This is a genomic window from Photobacterium arenosum (assembly GCF_014841115.1).
Taxonomy (GTDB): domain Bacteria; phylum Pseudomonadota; class Gammaproteobacteria; order Enterobacterales; family Vibrionaceae; genus Photobacterium; species Photobacterium arenosum.
In genome coordinates, this window is the sequence record NZ_JACYTP010000006.1 from 190,834 (window position 1) to 211,850 (window position 21,017).

The 21,017-nt window shown below is 50.0% G+C and carries 14 protein-coding genes and 1 pseudogene; 4 read left to right on the forward strand and 11 right to left on the reverse strand.

Features of this window, described 5'->3' with window-relative positions:
• Nucleotides 1-4: 4 nt before the first annotated feature.
• The 5 genes from IFO68_RS11850 to ftnA form a co-directional block, all read right to left on the reverse strand.
• On the reverse strand, nt 5-7,231 hold the full coding sequence (locus IFO68_RS11850; RefSeq protein ID WP_192016059.1) for an RHS repeat-associated core domain-containing protein: 7,227 nt from the start codon (nt 7,229-7,231) through the stop codon (nt 5-7).
• 25 nt (nt 7,232-7,256) lie between these two features.
• The gene (locus IFO68_RS11855; RefSeq protein WP_192016060.1) at nt 7,257-7,688 is read right to left on the reverse strand and encodes a hypothetical protein; all 432 of its coding nucleotides are present in this window, start codon (nt 7,686-7,688) and stop codon (nt 7,257-7,259) included.
• A 663-nt stretch (nt 7,689-8,351) separates the two neighbouring features.
• Nucleotides 8,352-9,539 (reverse strand): BaiN/RdsA family NAD(P)/FAD-dependent oxidoreductase, encoded by a 1,188-nt coding sequence (locus IFO68_RS11860; RefSeq protein ID WP_192016061.1) that lies wholly within the window; start codon nt 9,537-9,539, stop codon nt 8,352-8,354.
• 134 nt (nt 9,540-9,673) lie between these two features.
• A complete protein-coding gene (gene uspB, locus IFO68_RS11865; RefSeq protein WP_046220460.1) occupies nt 9,674-10,012 on the reverse strand; it encodes a universal stress protein UspB in 339 nt (112 codons plus the stop codon).
• Nucleotides 10,013-10,125: 113 nt separating this feature from the next.
• Nucleotides 10,126-10,653: a non-heme ferritin gene (ftnA, locus tag IFO68_RS11870; RefSeq protein WP_027250494.1), complete on the reverse strand. Its 528-nt coding sequence runs from the start codon at nt 10,651-10,653 to the stop codon at nt 10,126-10,128.
• Nucleotides 10,654-10,894: 241 nt separating this feature from the next.
• On the opposite strand from ftnA, the gene IFO68_RS11875 reads away from it, so the two are divergent.
• On the forward strand, nt 10,895-11,317 hold the full coding sequence (locus IFO68_RS11875) for a universal stress protein (protein WP_027250492.1): 423 nt from the start codon (nt 10,895-10,897) through the stop codon (nt 11,315-11,317).
• A gap of 137 nt (nt 11,318-11,454) precedes the next feature.
• A complete protein-coding gene (locus IFO68_RS11880) occupies nt 11,455-12,327 on the forward strand; it encodes a carboxylate/amino acid/amine transporter (protein WP_192016062.1) in 873 nt (290 codons plus the stop codon).
• A gap of 73 nt (nt 12,328-12,400) precedes the next feature.
• Here IFO68_RS11880 and fre read toward each other — a convergent pair whose 3' ends face one another.
• The 6 genes and pseudogenes from fre to trxA form a co-directional block, all read right to left on the reverse strand.
• Entirely contained in the window at nt 12,401-13,111 is a 711-nt protein-coding gene (fre, locus tag IFO68_RS11885; RefSeq protein WP_192016063.1) for an NAD(P)H-flavin reductase, read from the reverse strand.
• Nucleotides 13,112-13,120: 9 nt separating this feature from the next.
• On the reverse strand, nt 13,121-13,384 hold the full coding sequence (locus IFO68_RS11890) for a 2Fe-2S iron-sulfur cluster-binding protein (RefSeq protein WP_192016064.1): 264 nt from the start codon (nt 13,382-13,384) through the stop codon (nt 13,121-13,123).
• 53 nt (nt 13,385-13,437) lie between these two features.
• Nucleotides 13,438-14,889: pseudogene (gene ubiD, locus IFO68_RS11895) on the reverse strand (4-hydroxy-3-polyprenylbenzoate decarboxylase); the annotation flags it as partial.
• Nucleotides 14,890-15,060: 171 nt separating this feature from the next.
• Nucleotides 15,061-16,056 carry a hypothetical protein gene (locus tag IFO68_RS11900; protein WP_192016066.1) on the reverse strand — a complete coding sequence of 332 codons (996 nt, stop codon included), beginning with the start codon at nt 16,054-16,056 and terminating at the stop codon, nt 15,061-15,063.
• A 225-nt stretch (nt 16,057-16,281) separates the two neighbouring features.
• Nucleotides 16,282-17,547, reverse strand: coding sequence for a transcription termination factor Rho (rho, locus tag IFO68_RS11905; protein ID WP_046220468.1), 1,266 nt, complete (start codon nt 17,545-17,547; stop codon nt 16,282-16,284).
• Nucleotides 17,548-17,750: 203 nt separating this feature from the next.
• On the reverse strand, nt 17,751-18,077 hold the full coding sequence (gene trxA / locus IFO68_RS11910; RefSeq protein ID WP_046220469.1) for a thioredoxin TrxA: 327 nt from the start codon (nt 18,075-18,077) through the stop codon (nt 17,751-17,753).
• 113 nt (nt 18,078-18,190) lie between these two features.
• Here trxA and rhlB point away from each other — a divergent pair, with 113 nt between their 5' ends.
• Both rhlB and gppA read left to right on the forward strand, forming a co-directional pair.
• On the forward strand, nt 18,191-19,501 hold the full coding sequence (gene rhlB / locus IFO68_RS11915) for an ATP-dependent RNA helicase RhlB (RefSeq protein WP_027250484.1): 1,311 nt from the start codon (nt 18,191-18,193) through the stop codon (nt 19,499-19,501).
• A gap of 14 nt (nt 19,502-19,515) precedes the next feature.
• Nucleotides 19,516-21,009, forward strand: a complete 1,494-nt coding sequence (gene gppA, locus IFO68_RS11920; protein WP_192016067.1) for a guanosine-5'-triphosphate,3'-diphosphate diphosphatase — start codon at nt 19,516-19,518, stop codon at nt 21,007-21,009.
• Nucleotides 21,010-21,017: the final 8 nt, after the last annotated feature.

Below are 21,017 nucleotides of genomic sequence, written 5' to 3' on the forward strand. Positions count from 1 at the left end.
GTTACTAATTATTACTCTTATCTAAATTACATCTACGGCACAGAATTTGACCATTTTCAAGCGTGCCATCACCACCTTTAGATCTCGGGATGATGTGATCTCTGTGCCGCTCGTTTTCTGGTGGGGTCACACCGCGCCGATGTCTTTGTGCAGGAACAACTTCAGTATCACAGTTAGTACAACGATTCACACCGCCATTTTGCGCTGCATTTTCTGCGTCAATTTCTCTTTTGGTTTTTTGAGTAAAAACCTTACCAGTTCGATCAACACCAGCAGATCCTGCTTTCTGTGTAACCTTTTCTTCAGCCTTTTCAACCTTGTTATCAACTTTCTCCACTGCCTTCGCGGTAGCATTTAAAGACTGCTTTACTCGGCGAAAATTAGCGAACCTCTCTGCAGCATAAGCTGCTCCTCGAGCAATAAGCGAAGCGCCTCTAGCAACGGGTACCACAGACATAAGCGCGACTACAGCTTCCTGTTTCTCTGCCTCCGTGGACTGATTGACAAAGTTTTCATTACCCCACACAAACCGATTTTCAATGGGCTTAAATTGATGCTTCCTCTGACCTCTTCTTTCCCCACTGAAATCATGAACTCTGGTGCCGGTTACAGTCATTGTCTCAGTATATTTTCCATTACTGTGAGCAGCGCTAGAGTTATTATCACCTCCCGCCTCGGAACTTTCCTCCGTCTCAAAACCGGTTGGATCGATATACTTCAGTGGGTTATTCCATGTATAAGTATAGCGGTTGAAGCTACCCGTGACATAAGGTGACTGGATCAACGGGTCTGCGCTCAGGAAGCGGCCGAGCTCCTGGTCATACACACGGCCATTCATGTGAATCAGACCCACTTCTTCGATATGCTCGTGGCCTGTGTAACCACGATTCGTTATCGCGGACTGCAGAATCGTTTGGGGTCCGCTCACATGCCACTGGACTGAACGCTTATTCCCCCAGGTATCATAACTGCGACGCTCTACAATCAAGCCGTAACCATCGGTGATCATGTCGATGGAATTCAGTGCATCGTAATGCAGGTAACGTGTCTGTTTGTTTTCCAGTTTGTTTTCTGCATTTTTAAACTGGGTGTTCAGCGCAATCAGTTTACCATCAGCATAGATATAGTGCTGATGCTGTACTTGGCCGGTTTTGGTGTCGATGATACGTTCATACTGATTGCCGACATAAACCGTTTGCTTACCATCGCTGGATTTTTTCAGATACCGGTTATGGTTGGCGTCGTAGACAAATTCGACGGTGTGATTGTCCCGCGAAATCTTCACTGGTTTGTTGAAGGCACTCCATTCAATCACGCGCTCTGGTGTGCTCGTGCTGCCTGCCGAAGCGCGCACCATGTTACCTGCGCTGTCATACTGATACGTCAGACCATTTGCCTGTGTCACTGCGTGAGAGCCGGCATTGTGTTGACTATAGCTGTAGCTGCCCACGCCTGTTTTCGAGGTGATATTACCCAGCTTGTCGTAACTGAAATGGAACGGGCCGGCAAAATCAGGGTTATCCGGTCCGTGCAGATCAGGCGTGTCCAGCACGATACGATTGCTCGTCACCCGGTCCAGACCGTCATAGTCATAACTGTCGGTGATACCCAGTTCACTGTCGTTACGGTACACCACATTGTTGTGATTATCGTATTTGTAATGCAGGAAGCGAACGTTTCTGCCTTTACCTTTGGCGCCCGGCAACGCAGCATTAAACAGCGCATCACTCTTGTGCGTTACGATGTAATCCGGCCGGCCGGTGGCTGCGTTATGGCTGTAGGTGTTTACCAGCCCGTTACCCAGGGTTTCTGCCAGCGTATGATCAAACGCATCGGTATCGCGGCGTTGCCAGTAATACACATAAGCCGCATTACCGGCAGATTCTGCCAGTTCTGATTGCGTCAAAATGGCGTTGAGATGATCCGCCTGACCCACCTGCTGCGTCTTCGCACATCGGCTGCCTGCCGCGTGCTGTACTTGCTGGCCACCTAACTGATTGGCGTAGTCGCAGTAGAGACCCGTTAGATCAGCCACACGCTCAGCCAAGGCCGTTAAATCACTCGCCAGATCGGTGTAGAATTTGTAACGCTGCCCTGAAATACGCGCTGCTTCAGCCAGATCTTCTGCGGTAAAAAGCAGTTCCTCACGGGTTTCACCATCGGCGTGTGCCGCGTAAATATCCCGATTGCTCATCAGATCCTTGTGACCGTTGCCATCATAGTCGGCCAAAATCAGGTCGTCAGAAGCCTTTAGTGAGAGTTTGTCAAAGTCCGCTTTCGTGAACTTATGAACCGTGGCATTGTAATTACGCTTGCCACCGCTGGTGCCAGCTAACGTTGTCTCTAGCTGGTACACCGCTTCACCTAAGGTGATATCTAAGGGAACACTGATATCATCATGCAGCAGGACCCAGGTCGCCGGACGCAGATAACACTGCCCCTGACTGTCGCACCATTGCTTGAAGCGATAACCGCTACCTAGCAGCCCGGCCGAAGAAGCATCCAGATTCCGGATGTTTACAGTTTTTTTCTGATATTCTGCTGCCTTTTCGTTAAAGAAGGCTTCACGGGTGGCATACTTCTCAGCCGTTGCCACATACTGCATGGCCTGGATTTTTGCTTGAGTCAGTAGTGCCTTAATTTCTTCACGAAAACTGGCGCTGGTGAAGGCTTCATCCGCGTACGTTTTCGGACTGCGAACCGCAGACATATAACCCTGTGGATTATAGATGTACTCAACGGCCAGGCGATCCAGGGTATTTTCTTTATCGCTGAGCTGATTCACTATCCCCAAAGCAGAGCTGTCGACACCATTAGGGCGAACCTCACGGCTGACACGTTCATACTTATCGTAAAAATAATGGGTGCTGAATTTTTCACCACCGGTCTGGACGGCAACTTCTTCAGTCAGTCCGGCAGCGTTGTAGTAATAGTCGGTCCGGTTACCATAGCCTTCAAAGTAGGACAACTCACCCGTCAGTCGTGTGTCATACACCCAGTAAGAGGTATTGCCACCCTCTACCTGCTTGGTTTTACGGCCGAGGTTATCGTAAGTCACCGTTGTCGTAACGCCATTGGCGTCTTGCTTTTCAACCAGCTCACCCAGGGCGTTATAAATGTATGTCCACTTTCCTAAGTCCGGATCATCAAGAGAACGACGATGGCCCAGATTGTCATAACGAACAGTGGTGCTATTGCCGGCCGAGTCGGTTGAGGAACGCAGCAAACCGTCCGGATAATAGGTATAACTCTGCGAGGCACCTTCCGGTTCGTTTTTCTGCAGTATGTGACCCAGCAGGTTTTGTACTGTGCTGTGCTTAAAGCCGCGTGCATCCGTGACTGTGGTTGTTAAGCCGTGATAAACCGTGGTGAATTCCGCACGCCCGCCATTGCTGGCAGGTTCCGACTTTTTAATTTCACGATTCAGCGCATCGTAAGCAATGGTCACGTAAGGCGCTGCAGCATTGTTTAAGACAAACTGAGGCCGGGTGATCTTCACTTTGCGGCCATTACGGTCCCATACCGTATCCACCACCACAAACTGGCCGTTGAAGGCTTTATGCAATCGACGAATTTCCCGGCCGGCAAAATCGTACTGAGTGACTACCTCACTACCGGCAGCGGCTTTGGTCACAGAACATGACACCGTTTTAGATGTCGTGTGAGGGCAGGTTTCATTCAGGGTGTAAGTGTAAGACACCGTATTACCTGCACCGGGCAGTGTTTCCAGCTTCAGTCGGTTAAATGCGTCATAGCTGTAGCTTTGTTTGCGCCCTTGCGGATTCGTACTGGATGCCAGCACACCATCTCGGTTAAAAGACACATCCGTTTCATGGCCCAGTGCATTGATCATGCGATCGACAAATAAGCCCGCACTATCGTACAACGTGACAGTTTCGCGTTCTGCCACGTTTGTGCCAGATACCACTTCTTTGGTCAGATTTCCCCAGGAATCGTAACTGAAATTTTTGGTCAGGAATTTGCTGGCCAGGCCAATTGTCGACCCCGCTTCGTAATCTGACGCAGTGGTCGTTGATGAACGTATCAATCCATTGGATGTGTAATCAAATTCATTCTTAACCGTACGTGTCAGACCCGTTTTGACATCTTGCAAGGTGGTTTGGGTCGATTTCAGCGCACCTACTTGCCAGTATCTGTCACCAACTTCAGTAATCAATTGCGACACAGTTCTGGAACTGGATGAAAGTTCCGCATCACTGTCACTATTGACATTCTTAAATACAAATGTGCCACCACAGGCTTTTGGCGAGACTTTATTAAAAGCAGAAGCGGAAATAGCGGTCAGGTTACCGGTATAGGTTGTCACGCCAAATGCATTTGTCGAAGAACTGCTACCATCGTAACGGTAATAACTGTTGTATTTTTCCAGTACGATCGGAGTTGAAACATCACCATGAATCAGAATAACAAAATCACTGGGTTTAAAGTAAGCCTTACCGTCTGAGCCACAGTATTTTTGCATGCCGGCTTTAAACGAAGATAAAGTCGCTGCAGTCACTCCACTAAACGTACTTACATCGTAAACTAAATGACTTTGTAATGAGCCAACAGACAAATATTCATTCTTGATCGTCTGAGTAAAATTACCGGCATGCTCATCAGTGCCCAACAGAGTTGTTTTCTCTTCGGTCACATTGCCAAAAACGTCAAGCGTCCGTGCGATAACTTCTCTTTTAGTAATTAAAGAGGTGTTGTGCAAATCATATTGCACTGATTCTGATCGGTTGGCATAAACCTGATAAACATTACTTTTTCCTACACTTTTATAATCATTCTTAGAATAGGATACCTTCTTGCCGTCTTTAAATACGGTGATGCTTTTTATTTTCCCGGCTTTTATTGGATCCGTATTTTCAAACTCAGTTACACGTACTGTTTTAACGTCGCCATTTTCCGTCTCAGTAACTTTTGCAAAACCTAAGAATCCGTAACCTTCCCGGTGAGACTTCGCACCTTCATACACATAGTTATAAGTGGTTTTGGCATAACCACGAGGAGTCTTTACAACATCCGACACTAGATAACGACCAGGTGTTGTATTTACAACCGGATATTTAAAATCTTTCTTCTGCGTGTGAACAGAGGTATCTGATGCAGGTTTATAAGCTATCGAATAATCTACACCATACTCTTGTATAACTTTAATTTTATCTTGAGCAAAAGGATTTGTTCTTTTTATATTTTTAGCAGTAACAAAGTCAGGCCAGCCATCACTATTCACATCAGCCAGATTAGTTAAATTACGTGCATTCTCAATATATCTAGGCGATAATTTTCCAAAATTATTTTTTACTGTCGCCGAAGATATATACCCACCTTTATTTAGGTAAACTAAGTCACTGTAAAGTATATCTAAATAACCATCAGCGTTATAATCTGCTACTGACAAACCATTAGGGACATAAGCATATGTATGCTCAGTACATGCGCTACCATCACTGCCACCACATGTTGTATTTCTACTTTCCGTGACTCTATAATGATATTTTACGGATAGTGATTTCTGATGTTGAAATTTAACACCATCGAAATAGTATATTTTAACGTCTTGACCTGCCATTCCTTGAGCAATACGATCTTGCAAACCGGTTTGTTCTTTGACCTTTCTTATATAATCTTTTTTAGAGACAATAATATCTAAATAGCCATCATTATTCAGATCGATCACTTCTCTAATTTGCGAATCATCTGCTATTTTTTGAATGAGCTTATCATTCTTATATAGTTCAATTTTTCCACCAGTATCTTTCAAATACTCGTCATTTTTTCCATCATTATAGAAATCATGATATTGGCAACCAATACAAATTACCTCTTCTTTAAAAATCCCATTGCCATTTTTATCAAGAGGATATTTAGTACCACTTGCCCACGGCCAATCTCCTACCTTACCAATGTTAGCAGTAAAAAAAGGTTTACTCTTGCCACTGCCGTAATGGTAAGCAATCATTGAGCCAAAAGGCTTCGTTCTGTCTGCTGTTTGATTTGACCATGCGCAAAATGATCTAAATGTCGGTATATCGTTGCCATCCCAATCAGAAACAGCAAAGTCATGACATGTCGCATCTTTTTGGTTAGAATAAAAATATCCCCACCCACTGATTTTTTTCTTTGCATCACTGTTGGTGTATACAGTCTTTCTATTGTTAGAAAGTGCTAATATTTCTACATTTCCATCCCGTTCAGCATCAAAGAATTTATGTTCAACAATGTCTCCAGGGAATATTGCTTTTGTCGATTGATAGCTTGGCTGTGACTTCATCTGCCATGAGAAAGCCACTGGCGTACTGCACGTGCTACCGACACACTGCTCTACTTTATCAAGTAGAGAACGTTGTGTTCCCTCAGAATACTTGTAAGAAAGTTTATACGTGGCAAATTCACTGCCCGAACTATTCTTGGTAACAACGGACTTTATTCTGTAAGACTGGTTGAGCTTGCTGCCTTTCAGATATGAAAATGTTTTATCAGTACGAGAGTCATAGTTGATCGCAATCGATCCACCGACGTAATTCACAGTGCTCAGTCTATGGGTGCCAGCCGCATTATCTTCCGAGTAGGTATACGTAATCGCATTCCTTCTGGTTTTATCTGTCAGCTTGTTCAACGACCACTTATAGACATCTGACTTGCCGGGTAATTCCACTCTTGAGTCACCGGACACACCATACTCAAACACCTGCCCGGATTTCGTCCAGACTTTAAAGTACTGAGGACCACTGCCTTGCTTACCAATCGATACAATCTTGCGGTAATCGTTAATGTGAGTGCGATATTCTGTTTGATCGCCACCAGGCTTACCGTTAACCGCGACTAAACGTTCACCATCAATACAATATTGATCGCTGGCATCGAGATTAACACCTCCCCAGGCACCATCAATCGCAAGATTCTTACCACAACGATAAACAGAAGACAGACCTTTCAGATGCCAACCCACACCAAGCGGACCATTACCACTATTACTGCGGTATTCAAAGCTGAGTTGCGGTTGATGCCCGGCGCGCCCTGGCGCTACAGCGATGGGTAATGAATACGTGGCTTCACCGCCAGCGGTTTGATATTCCCCGCTGAGTACGATGCTTTTCCCGTGGCCAGAAGTGAGCGCCAAAGCCTCAGCTGGCGCTAAACCCAGCGACAGCACCATGAGGAAACATGCATGGATAGTCAAAAAATTGACCATTAGACGGTGAGAACGTCCGTATTTCATTATTATTACCTGCAAACTGATAGTTTTATTCGTTAGAATTTTTAGTTGATAGCACTGTATTTAAGGCTTCCAGCCGCTGTTTCAAATCGTGCAGCTCACTTGCTTGACCGATATCTACAGCCACTTCGCCATCTTTAATATTATCTTGCGAAAATTGGGCTAACTCGCCTTTTAATAAAGGTAAATCCGGCGCATCCTGATTCACCAGACCGAAAGCCACAGTTTGCTGCAACTGCTGTACGGGTGATGGATAGCTCGCATCTTCGCTCAAAGGAGATTCAGAAAGATCATTTTCTGATTTCACGTTAACTGTTATGTCCTGAGCTTGCCCAGCCTTACTGGTTTCCGGCTTCGCCAACAACAGAAAATAGCCACCCGTGAGTACGATAATGAGTAAAACAATAATGACTATTACCGAAATGGCTTTGACCGAAAACGCTTTGTTTTGAGTGACCACTCAATTCCCTTCACTATGACATGTTCACGAAACAGATGACCAAGACAAGTTATTCATCTTACTCTCTCGATAAAGAAGAACAGATAGATTGGTAATCCGTGTATTACTTTTTAGGCAGGCAATATAATAAACGGATTCAAACAGTAAACAATTTATTACTTGCACTCGGTTACAAAAGGTGAGCTAAGTCGCAAAACCAAAAGATGAATGTTGAGTCCATTATAAAAACTTAATAGGCGTAGAATTCTAACAATCTCATCTCGTCCCCCTTAAAGCTAACCCCTGCCCTGCGATAATACAGATACACTCGATGTATCCGCAGGTAATGGGTTAGTTATCACAACCTAAGACTATTCCAATAAGGAATTAAGTAATTGCGATAATAGCAATCGTTTTATCATCCCTCGCACAAAGAACAATTAGGAAGTAATGATTAACTCAATAATTGCTGCTTTCATGACAGATAAACATGTCAAAATTAATATTGACGGTGAAAACTTAAGTGGTGCGGTATGCGAACCCAGTATTAATCGCTTTATTGTATTTAAGTAATACTAGTTATCGAAATGCCCTGGTTATTTATATAACCCTGAAAATGTCCTTATAGAACAAAGCCCCGCGATGCGGGGCTTTGTTCATTCAAGGCATTCAATACAGCGCAACTTACACATGCTGGCCGGCGACAAAGCCGGAGCTCCAGGCCCACTGGAAGTTGTAGCCGCCGAGCCAGCCGCTGACGTCCATCACTTCGCCGATGAAATACAGGCCGGGCACGGTTTTGGCTTCCAGGGTTTTCGACGACAGGCCGTCGGTATCGACGCCGCCCAGAGTGACTTCGGCGGTGCGGTAGCCTTCGGTACCGTTGGGGGCGATCTGCCACTGGTGAAAATAGTCGTGCAGTGCCTGAACCTCTTTCGGGTTGAGCTGTTTGAGCGGTTTATCTTCGAGATCACCACGCTCAATCATGGCTTCCACCAGGCGTTTGGGCAGCAATCGGGACAGCGAATTTTTCAGACTCTGGTTGGGGTGTTTGTCGCGCATCGCCTGCAGGGTGTCGTCGAGGCTGAGGGTCGGCAGCAAGTCGATAGAAACCGCCTGCCCCGGCTTCCAGTACGAGGAGATCTGCAAAATTGCCGGGCCGGACAGACCGCGGTGGGTGAACAGAATATTTTCTTTGAAACTGGTGCCGTCGGCGGCTGTCACCACAGCGGGAACCGCGATACCGGACAGATCGGCAAAAGCGTCTTTGTCTTCGACATGCAGAGTAAAAGGCACCAGGCCGGCCGTGGTCGGGATCATTTTCAGGCCGAACTGCTCGGCAACCTGATAGCCAAACGGGGTGGCGCCGAGCTTGGGCATCGACAGACCGCCGGTGGCAATCACCAAAGATTCACAGGATACTGTGTCTGCGTTGATTTTCAGGCTAAAGCCGCTGTCGGTTTTACTGATATCCAGGACATCACTGCGATAACGCTGTTGTACCGTCGGCAAGTCGCATTCTTTAAGCAGCATCTCGACGATGTCTTTGGCCGAATCGAGGCAGAACAGCTGGCCGTGATCCCGCTCTTCGTAGGCAATTTCGTGCTTGGCGATCATGGCGATGAAGTCCCACTGGGTGTACTGCGCCAGCGCCGATTTGGCAAAGTGCGGGTTGCGGCAGACATAGTTGCTGGCCGTCACATCATAGTTGGTAAAGTTACAGCGACCGCCGCCGGAGATCAGAATTTTCCGGCCCGGTTTTTTACCGTGTTCAACCACCAGCACAGAGCGGCCGCGTTTACCGGCCTCGGCGGCACACATCAGCCCGGCGGCACCAGCACCGATAATCACTACATCAAACTTTTCTGCCATTCTCTTATCCGCAATCCGACTCAGCGACAAAATAAAAAGGATGCGGTAATGACATGCATTACCTGGCATCCTTTTCAAGTGCGCGTATTTTACCCGTCTGCGGGCGGATTACCAAATCTGTCGGCAATAATCGATCAAATTCCCAGATAAGCGACGACAAAGATAGAAACCAGGAACACCATCAGGCTGGTACTGGCAAGGACAAACAGCTTGCGTACCTTGTCGCACTTGGCCATGAAAAGCTCGTCGTGGTGCTTATGGTACTGCTGGCTGCGGATGTAATGGAAAAGCCGGATTTGCTTGTTCACATTCCCCTGGGAGGAGAAAAAGCCCCGGCCGTCTACCTGCTGGTACAGCAGCGGGTCACAGTCACGCATCACCACCAGTAAGGTTTTCAGCGTGCTGACATAACGAGAGATATTGACTACAGCCACCAGAAACAGGGCCATCAGAATTGCATCACCACTAAACATAACACCCTCCGAACAACGACCATGGTTCTTTGCTGGCCGGGAAGGGTTGGGGGGTGCAAACAGCAGCGACGCACTTTCGGAAAGGGGCGCCGCCGTGCATTTCCCAGAGCCTGTTAGCCGGCCTGCTGACCCATGACAGAGCTGGATTCCTGCTTCGCCATGGCGGCAAGATCTTTGTCAATGAAGAACAAGGCTTTGCCGTCTTCACCCACCAGTTCGATCTTGTCCAGAATACCTTTAAACAATTTCTCTTCTTCGTGTTGCTCTGAAACATACCACTGTAAGAAGTTAAACGTTGAGTAGTCCTGAGTGGTAAACGCCACATGTGCCAGCTTGTTAATACGCTCAGTGATCAGTCGCTCATGTTCGTAAGTGGCGCGGAACACTTCACCCAGTGAACTGAACTCATGCTGCGGTGCTTCAATCGTACCCAGAATCGGCAATGCACCCGTCTCGCTGACATAGGTAAACAGACGTTGCATGTGCTGCATCTCTTCTGCTGCATGAATGCGCAGGAACTCTGCCGCTCCTTCAAAGCCCTTATCTTCGCACCATGCACTCATCTGCAGGTACAGGTTGGATGAAAAGAACTCCAAGTTGATTTGTTCATTCAGTTTCTCAACCATTGCTTGAGCAAGCATCGAACTACTCCTTCCTAATCAAGTGTAATAAACACATTGTCACTATGCATAACTGAGTTTGCAACTCATACGACAAGGTATCATGCTTAACCTGCCGGTAAGCAATAAAAATCCCAAAACGATCCAACTGCTTACCTAACGTGTCACAGAATTTTCCGTTAGCGTAAGCAATGCGATCAGCACGGCATTTTTTACCCATACGCCATGCTAGCATATAAAAAACCTTACAGGAGAGCGGGTTATGACCTATCAACATATTCTGGTTGCGGTTGATTTATCTGAAGACAGTCACATTCTGGTCAGTAAAGGGGCTGCGCTGGCAGAGAAACTGGGGGCCAAGCTGTCTCTGATCCACATAGATACCAACTATGCCGAGCTGTATACCGGCCTGATTGATATCAACATGGCCGAAGCCCAGTACCGCATGGCGGATAATGCCCAGGAGCAATTGCAGGATCTGGCTAAAAAAGCAAACTATCCTGTAACTCATACTTTTGTCGGCAGCGGCGATCTGAGCGATGAGATCTGCAATACCATCAAACAGTCTGATGTTGATTTGATGATCTGCGGCCACCACCAGGATTTCTGGAGCAAAATTCTGTCTTCGACCAAACAGTTAATTAATCATACCCCGGTGGATTTACTGATGGTGCCGCTGCACTGATCACACCCCGTACAGATAACTATCCTGGCTGGCCACTGTGAACGCCAGCCAGTGCCTGATCAGGACAGACCAGCCTCTCATTGGCTATCACTGAATTTCGGTTACACTAGGCGGCCAAAATTCAAAGGACATGTCAAATGGGATACTTAACTGCGATTACGCTGCTCTGGGCGTTTTCCTTCAGCCTGATTGGGGTTTATCTGGCCGGGCAGGTTGATGCCTGGTTCTCGGTACTGACCCGGGTGGCACTGGCCGCCCTGGTATTCTTGCCGTTTCTGCGTCGTCAGCACCTGACGGTCAAGCTGGCACTGAAACTCATGGTGGTGGGTGCTTTTCAGCTCGGCATCATGTACTGCTTTTACTACCAGTCTTTCCTTTACCTGTCGGTGCCGGAAGTGCTGCTGTTCACCATTTTTACCCCCATTTATGTCACCCTCATTTATGATTTGCTGCAGCGCCGTTTTTCGGCCTGGTATCTGATCACCGCCGTCATTGCGGTATTAGGCGCCGCCGTCATCAAATTCGAAGGCATCAATGAAGACTTTGTGCTCGGTTTCCTGATTGTGCAGGGGGCTAACCTGTGCTTTGCCATCGGCCAGGTGGGTTACAAAGTCATCATGGAAAAAGAGCAGGCCGATCTGCCTCAGCACACGGTATTTGGCCTGTTCTATCTCGGTGCCGTCTGCGTGGCCCTGCCGATGTTTTTACTGTTCGGCAACACAGAAAAACTGCCGACCACCGACACCCAATGGGGCATTCTGGTGTATCTGGGTATTGTCGCTTCCGGTCTGGGCTATTTCATCTGGAATAAGGGAGCAACCCTGGTAAACGCCGGGGCGCTGGCTATCATGAACAACGCCCTGGTACCGGCGGGTCTTATCGTTAACCTCGTGATCTGGAACCGGGATGTCGACTACCCGCGTCTGATCGTGGGCGGCGCTATTATCCTGCTGTCGCTGTGGGTCAATGAAACCTGGGTCAAGCGCCGCGTCGCGGCCGCCCACGCCTGATAATTTTTCCCGCCTGTATAAAAAAGCCCCTGACATCCACGATGCCAGGGGCTTTTCTTTTTACCAGCAACAATCAGATAAAGGCGTAAGCGTCGGCATACATCCGCTCGCGATCGGCCCCTTTCTCAGCCGTAAACTGTTCACGGGCAGCACCCGCCATCTCAAAACGGCCACAGATATAAATGTCATAAGAAGACAGGCTGACAAAATCGTCATTCACCGCTTCGAGCACGTTACCCACTTTGCCCTGCCAGGCTGGTGGCGCACTTTCTACCACAGGGACATAAGTCAGATTAGCGTGCTTGGCAGCCAGTGCAACGAGCTCGTCATGGGCATACAGCTGGCATTCATCACGGCCGCCCCAGTACACAAAAATCGGCTGCTTCATGCCGCGGCTCAGGCAGTTATCCAGCAGGCTGCGCACGTAGGAAAAGCCCGTGCCGCCGGCAATCAGCAGCAAAGGCTGATTACTGTCTTCACGCAACCAGGCATCACCCAACGGGGCTTCGACATCAAATGCCCTGCCGCCTTCCATCGCCTGACGCATGGCTTCCACCACTTCCATAGCATAGGGATTGTGGTCAGCCGCACCTATGTGCAGTTCCAGCTCGCCACTGCGGCAAGGGCTGCTGGCAATGGAAAATGCACGCTTGTCTTTTTCACCCATCACCGCCAGCAAATACTGCCCGGCTTTAAAATCAACCTGTTGCTTAGGTTGCAGCAGGATACGGTACGTATTACACGCCAGTGACTCGACTGACTTCACTTCACACTGAATCGACATTCTGTTCCTCTATTCCAAAGTCAGTACCAGATCGCTGCGGGCCATAGCCAGGCAGGGAAATATCCATCCCTCAGCCTGCTCTTTCTCCGTCAGCACCGGTGCCAGCCGGTAAGTGACCTCACCCGCCAGCTTGCGGCATAAACAAGTGGCACACGCCCCGACCTGACAGCGGTGGGGGAAAGCCAGTCCTGCCCGGCGTGCTGCGCTCAACAGGGTTTCCTCTTCCCCGACGCTGAACATGACGTCCTGCGGCAACACACGAACCTGATACATTGCGGTAAACCTTCTTGCTGCGTTATCCGGCGTTATTGCGCCAGAATACCCAGTTCATCCCAAATGGCGTCCACCTTAGCAACCACTTCCGGGTCTTTAATGATAGGTGTCCCCCACTCGCGCTGTGTTTCACCCTGCCATTTATTGGTGGCATCCAGACCCATCTTTGACCCCAGGCCAACCACAGGCGAGGCAAAATCCAGCGAATCGATCGGGGTGTTTTCTATCATCACAGTATCCCGCGCCGGATCCATCCGGGTGGTAATCGCCCAGATCACGTCATTCCAGTCACGGGCATTAACATCATCGTCACAGACTATCACGAACTTGGTGTACATGAACTGGCGAAGGAAAGACCACACGCCCATCATCACCCGCTTGGCATGGCCCGGATACTGTTTCTTCATTGTCACTACGGCCATACGATAGGAACACCCTTCCGGCGGCAGGTAAAAATCGACAATTTCCGGAAACTGCTTTTGCAGAATCGGCACAAACACTTCATTGAGCGCCACGCCCAGCACAGCCGGTTCATCCGGCGGGCGGCCGGTATAGGTGCTGTGGTAAATCGGATCTTTGCGCATAGTCACGTGTGTGACGGTAAAAACGTGGTGGCTTTCCACTTCGTTGTAATACCCGGTATGGTCACCGTACGGGCCTTCGTCTGCGTATTCATTGGGATCAATATAGCCTTCCAGCACGATTTCTGCGCTGGCCGGCACATCCAGATCATTGCTGATGCTTTTGACCACCTCGGTCTTGCTGCCGCGCAGCAGACCGGCAAAGGCATACTCAGACAAGGTATCAGGCACAGGCGTTACCGCCCCGAGAATCGTTGCCGGATCGGCCCCAAAAGCGACAGAAACCGGAAATTTCTCGCCGGGATGGGCCTGCATGAACTCGCGCATGTCCAGCGCACCGCCTCGGTGAGCCAGCCAGCGCATGATCACTTTGTTCTTGCTCAGCTTCTGCTGACGGTAAATGCCCAGGTTCTGGCGTTTCTTTTCCGGGCCGCGGGTAATCGTCAGCCCCCAGGTCAGCAGCGGCGCCACATCGCCCGGCCAGCAACTCATGACCGGAATCTTATCGAGATCGACCTCATCGCCCTGCCAGACGATCTGCTGGCACGGCGCTTTGCTCAGGCGCTTGGCAGGCATATTAAGGACTTGCTTGAAGACCGGCAGCTTGTCGATGGCATCACGGAAGCCTTTCGGCGGTTCCGGCTCTTTGAGATACGCCAGCAGTTTGCCGACTTCCCGTAGCTCCAGCACATCCTCACGTCCCATGCCCATAGCAACCCGCTCGGTAGTGCCAAACAGGTTCGCCAGCACAGGGATATCGTAACCCACCGGATTTTCAAACAGTAATGCCGGTCCGCCTGCCCGCAGGGTGCGGTCGCAGATTTCAGTCATTTCATACCGGGGATCGATTGGCTGCTTGATGCGCTTAAGTTGCCCACGCTCTTCCAGGTAGGCGATAAAGTCGCGCAAATCATTGAGTTTCATTCCTGCACCCTATCTGTTTTGCTCGACCCGGCTTACGGACAGCCGGGATAAAAATAGGACACATTATATACTGAATCCCTGACAAGATGCTTGTGATGCAGGCATTTATTGGTGGTAAAACAAGGTACTGAAAAGAAATCTTCCCGCCCCTGCAGCGCACTGTACCGGGCATCAGGGCATGGATGCCGATAAAGCGGTTTCCAGATTACGCTTTAACGTGTAACTCTTAGTGCCTGCGGCGAGTGTGGTGAGCCAGCTAGAATGACCCTGATTGACCAGTTTACTGGCCACCAGCTCACCGTCTTCCGGCTCGGACAGCTTGGCTAACAGAAAGATTTCCACCTCGTCCGGCAGTGGCTTAAGGGTAGCCAGTGCCTGGTATGCCTGAGCTTTCAGGGAGGGATTACGAGTTGCGGCCATCAGTTGGCTCACAGCCAGTTTGCCCGGCAGTTCATCTGCCAGCCGGTTCAGCTCGCCCCGGCTGTACTGATCGGTGCGACGACGCCACAATTGCTGGTACAAACCTTCATCCCCGGTTATCGCGGCCAGCTTGGCCAGTAAGCCGTTATCAGACAGCCAAAGCAGTTGTCTGTCGGACAGAAACTGATCGGCAAGATACCTCACGCCTGTGCCGGACAGCGCAGAAAGCTGCGCCAGGGCAATATCGCGCCGGGTGCGCTGGGTATTGAGATCACCGGCCAGCCAGTCTGCCAGCACTAAATCACCGGCATCAACCTGACGGACAAAGGATTCCGCCAGCTGCTCACGCTGCCAGCGCTGCAACAGCTGGTGTGCCCGGGTGCCGTAGGTAAATGCTGCCCGGGTAACCCGGTAGCCATCGCCCTGTTCTGTCAGGGTGAAACGTGATTGTCGGGCCGCTTGTGTTTCAAGCCAGGCGATCTTTTCATCATCCAGCTTTTTCAAGGTATGGGCGTAGTCCACCAGTGCCGAACGCAGGGCTTCCTGCTCCAGCACAGAGAAATCAGCCAGCTGATAATTGAGCTGGGCAATATCACTTTCCCGGTACAGGGTTTTGAGCGATTTTAATGCCGGTGTGATGTCCTGCGTGACCTGCTGGTATTCCTGCTGACTGATTTCATCAGCCCTCAGGGGTAGCGCGACCAGCAGTAACCACAACCAGACCCACATGCCTCTTCCATGTTGCATGTTGCATACTCCATGTTATTGCTGACTTGATTCATTGTTGGTTCCCGAGCCGCTGAGCATCAGGTCCATTTCAGCCCACCTTCCTGGCAGACCGGCAAAGTCTGAAAGAGGATAACCTCAGTCGTCAATTGAATGCTGTTTCAAACAACATGCCGATATTATCAGCAATAAAAAAACGCCACACAAGGTGGCGTTTATACAATCTGTGACATCAAGCCAATGGAATCAGGACTTCTGACGACGCATCGCTTCGAAGAACTCGTCGTTGGTCTTGGTCATGCCCAGCTTGTCGATCAGGAATTCCATGCTGTCGGTCTCATTCATTGGATGAACGATCTTACGCAGGATCCACATCTTCTGCAGCTCATCCGGCTTGGCCAGCAGCTCTTCACGACGGGTACCGGAACGGTTGAAGTCAATCGCAGGGAATACTCGCTTCTCGGCAATCTTACGCGACAGGTGCAGTTCCATGTTACCTGTACCTTTAAACTCTTCGTAGATCACTTCGTCCATCTTAGAACCGGTATCAACCAGTGCCGTCGCGATGATGGTCAGGCTACCGCCTTCTTCCACATTACGGGCCGCACCGAAGAAACGCTTCGGACGGTGCAGGGCGTTGGCGTCGACACCACCGGTCAGTACTTTACCGGAAGATGGCACCACTGTGTTGTACGCACGGGCCAGACGGGTAATAGAATCCAGCAGGATAACCACATCTTTTTTATGCTCAACCAGTCGCTTGGCCTTTTCGATCACCATTTCGGCAACCTGAACGTGGCGGGAAGCCGGCTCGTCAAAGGTAGAAGCAATCACTTCGCCTTTTACCAGACGCTGCATCTCGGTCACTTCTTCAGGACGCTCGTCAATCAGCAGCACCATCAGCTCACACTCTGGGTGATTGTAAGCAATGCTCTGTGCAATGTTCTGCAACAGCATAGTCTTACCCGCTTTTGGCGGTGCAACAATCAGACCACGCTGACCCTTACCGATAGGTGAGGCCAGATCCAGTACACGAGCAGTAATGTCTTCGGTTGAGCCGTTACCACGTTCCATACGCATGCGATCATTGGCGTGCAGCGGGGTAAGGTTTTCAAACAGGATCTTGTTGCGGGCGTTGTCTGGTTTGTCGTGGTTTACTTCGTTGACTTTCAGCAGGGCAAAGTAGCGTTCACCGTCTTTTGGTGGCCGGATTTTACCTGAAATGGTATCACCGGTACGCAGGTTGAAGCGGCGAATCTGGCTTGGTGAGACATAAATATCATCCGGGCCTGCCAGGTATGAACTGTCTGCGCTACGAAGGAAGCCAAAGCCGTCCTGCAGAATTTCCAAAACCCCGTCGCCAAAAATGTCCTCACCACTTTTCGCGTGCTGTTTGAGAATGGCAAAGATGATGTCCTGTTTTCTCAAACGCGCTAGGTTTTCGAGTCCTAAGCTTTCGCCGAGCGCAACCAACTTTGAGATAGGCTGGTTCTTCAGTTCTGTAAGATTCATAGTGGTGGGTTTCTTGTCAGTCAAATTAGGGGTTCTATGGTTAATTGAGAAAAGCTTCGACCAATGGGGCTGGTCAAGAAATGAACTGTCGTATAATTTACGTGCAATAACTTAGCACTAAAGCCAGCATCCGTCTAGTGGCCTGAAAAAGACACCGCGTACAAAAGGATCATTGTACGCGGTTTCGCGTTACTGTAGGCCAATTACAGGTTGGCGTCCAGAAACTCTTTCAGTTGAGACTTAGACAGTGCGCCGACTTTGGTCGCAGCCACATTGCCGTCTTTGAACAGCAACAGAGTCGGAATACCACGGATACCAAATTTTGGTGGTGTCGCGGCATTGTGATCTATGTTCAGCTTTCCGATAGTCAGCTTGTCTTGGTACTCGTCTGCGATTTCGTCAAGAATTGGCGCGATCATTTTACACGGTCCGCACCACTCAGCCCAAAAATCGACTAAAACTGGGCCTGCAGCGTTAATCACATCGTTATCAAAACTTGCGTCTGTCAGCTGCACAATCTTGTCGCTCATCTTCCACTCCAATGGTTGATTTTCAACGCTGATTCTATTTTAACCAGCAAATCGATGCCCTATTTGAATTGAATACGTTTCGTATTGCAACCCTAAGCTGATATTCTATACGAATGAAGACGACTCATATCACAGAGCAGAAATTTGCCGACCTGGGACTAAACCCCCTGGTTTTACAAGGACTGGAAGACAAGGGGTTTCATAACTGTACCCCTATCCAGGCCCTGGCATTGCCGGTATTGCTCTCCGGCCGTGACATTGCTGGTCAGGCACAAACAGGGACTGGTAAGACCCTGGCTTTCCTGACAGCGACCTTTAACCATTTGATGCTGAACCCAGCATCCGAGGAGCGAAAAACCAATCAGCCCCGTGCAATTATTATGGCACCTACACGGGAACTGGCCATTCAGATTTACAATGATGCCGCACCGTTGCTGGCAAGCACTGGCCTGAAAGCCGGTCTGGCTTATGGTGGCGAAGCGTACGAAAAACAGAAACAGCACCTGGAAAACGGTGTAGATATTCTGATCGGCACCTGTGGCCGTATCATCGATTTCTACAAGCAGCGTGTGATAGATCTGCACAGCATTCAGGTTGTGGTACTGGATGAAGCCGACCGTATGTTCGATCTGGGCTTTATTAAAGATATCCGTTTCCTGTTCCGACGTATGCCAAGCCCGAAAGGACGCCTGAACATGCTGTTCTCTGCCACCCTGTCATACCGGGTCAAAGAGCTGGCGTTCGAGCACATGAACAACCCGGAAAGTGTGGTGGTTGAGCCTGAGCAAAAAACCGGTCACCGTATCCAGGAAGAGCTGTTCTACCCGTCCAATCAGGACAAAATGCGTTTGCTGCAGACCCTGATCGAAGAAGACTGGCCGGATCGCGCCATCATTTTTGCCAACACCAAACACCGTTGTGAAGACATCTGGGCGCACCTGGAAGCCGATAACCACCGTGTTGGCCTGCTGACCGGCGATGTGCCGCAGAAAAAACGCGTACGCATTCTGGAGCAGTTCACTCAAGGTGAAGTCGACATCCTGGTGGCAACCGACGTCGCGGCGCGCGGTCTGCACATTCCTCAGGTGACTCACGTCTTTAACTACGATCTGCCTGACGATGCCGAAGACTATGTTCACCGTATTGGCCGTACCGGTCGTGCCGGCGAAAGCGGTCATTCCATCAGCTTTGCCTGTGAAGAATACGCCATTAATCTGACGGCGATTGAAACCTACATCGAGCACACGATTCCGCAATCAAAATACGATGCCGAAGCGCTGCTGGATGATCTGCCGCCACCGGTAAAATTCCAGCGGGCACCTCGCCAGAGCGGTGGTCGTCGCAACAGTGGTTCCCGTCAGGGACAAGGACAGGGACGTCAGCGCAGTAATAACCGCCGTCGCTCACCACAGAAAACACAGTAACTGAAGAAGACGCTATGGAAAGTTGTGTCGTATCCCCGCTGTATGCAGCCATTGACCTTGGCTCTAACAGTTTTCACATGTGGATCGTGCGTGAAGTCGCAGGCAGTGTGCATACGCTGGCTAAAATCAAGCGCAAAGTACGGCTGGCAGCCGGCCTTAACGGCCAGAATGAACTGAGCCAGGAAGCCATGCAGCGCGGCTGGGAATGCCTGGCAATGTTTGCAGAACGATTGCAGGATATTCCGGCTGAACGGGTCCGCATTGTTGGTACCGCGGCACTGCGAACCGCCGTGAATGCCGAAGACTTTCTTTCCAGAGCCATCAGTATACTGGGTCACCCCATCGACATTATTCCTGGTGAAGAGGAAGCACGCATTATCTACCAGGGCGTTGCACACACCTCTGGCGGTCAGGGAAAACGCCTGGTCGTCGATATCGGTGGGGCCAGTACTGAAGTCATTATCGGTGAAGGTTTTGATGCCAAGGCACTGACCAGCCTGAAAATGGGTTGTGTCACCTGGCTGGAACGCTATTTCAAAGACAGGCACTTGTCAGCCGACAATTTCAGCGCGGCAATCCTGGCGGCAAAACAAGCCATTGCGCCTATCGTGGAGCCCTACCGCAAACTGGGTTGGGACCACTGTGTCGGCGCCAGCGGCACCGTACAGGCGCTGCAGGAAATCATGGTTGCCCAGGGCATGGACGAGCTGATCACCCTGTCTAAACTCAAGCGTCTGCAGCGTCAGGCCATGCAATACGAACGCCTGGAAGATCTGGATATTGAAGGGCTGACATTAGAACGGGCTCTGGTGTTTCCGAGTGGCCTGTCGATTCTGATCGCCTTGTTTGAATCGCTGGACATCCAAACCATGACACTGGCCGGCGGCGCCCTGCGCGAAGGCATGGTGTATGACATGATGAGCCAGATGCGTCACGACGATGTGCGAGCCAGAACCCTGAACAGCCTGCAATACCGTTTTCAGGTTGATACCGAACATGCCCAAACCGTGGCCGACACCGCGCAGGCTTTACTGGAGGACTGTCAGCCCGCCTGGCAGACCGATGAGCAAGCCCGCTCTTTGCTCCAGTCCAGCGCCATCTTGCACGAAATAGGCACAGGTATCGGCTTCAAGCAAAACGGCGATCATGCCGCCTATCTGGTCCAGCATCTGGACTTGCCCGGTTTTACCCGCGCGCAGAAACACCTGCTGGGCGAGCTGCTGCGCAGGCACAGGGACAACCTGACCAGCCTGCCGGAACAGCATGCCATCCCCGCAATCAACGCTGTGCGTATCTTGCGCCTGCTGCGCCTGGCGGTCATTCTCTGCCACCGGCGTGACAGCCAGCACCAGCCCCCTGCGCACCTGACGGTCGATGACAATCAGCTCACCCTGATACTGCCAAAAGCCTGGCTGACAGCCAATCCGCTGACTGATGCTGAGTTACAACAGGAAGCCCACCGCCAAAGCGATCTCGGCTGGCCACTGCAGATCAGCGAAGAAAGCTGAACACCTGC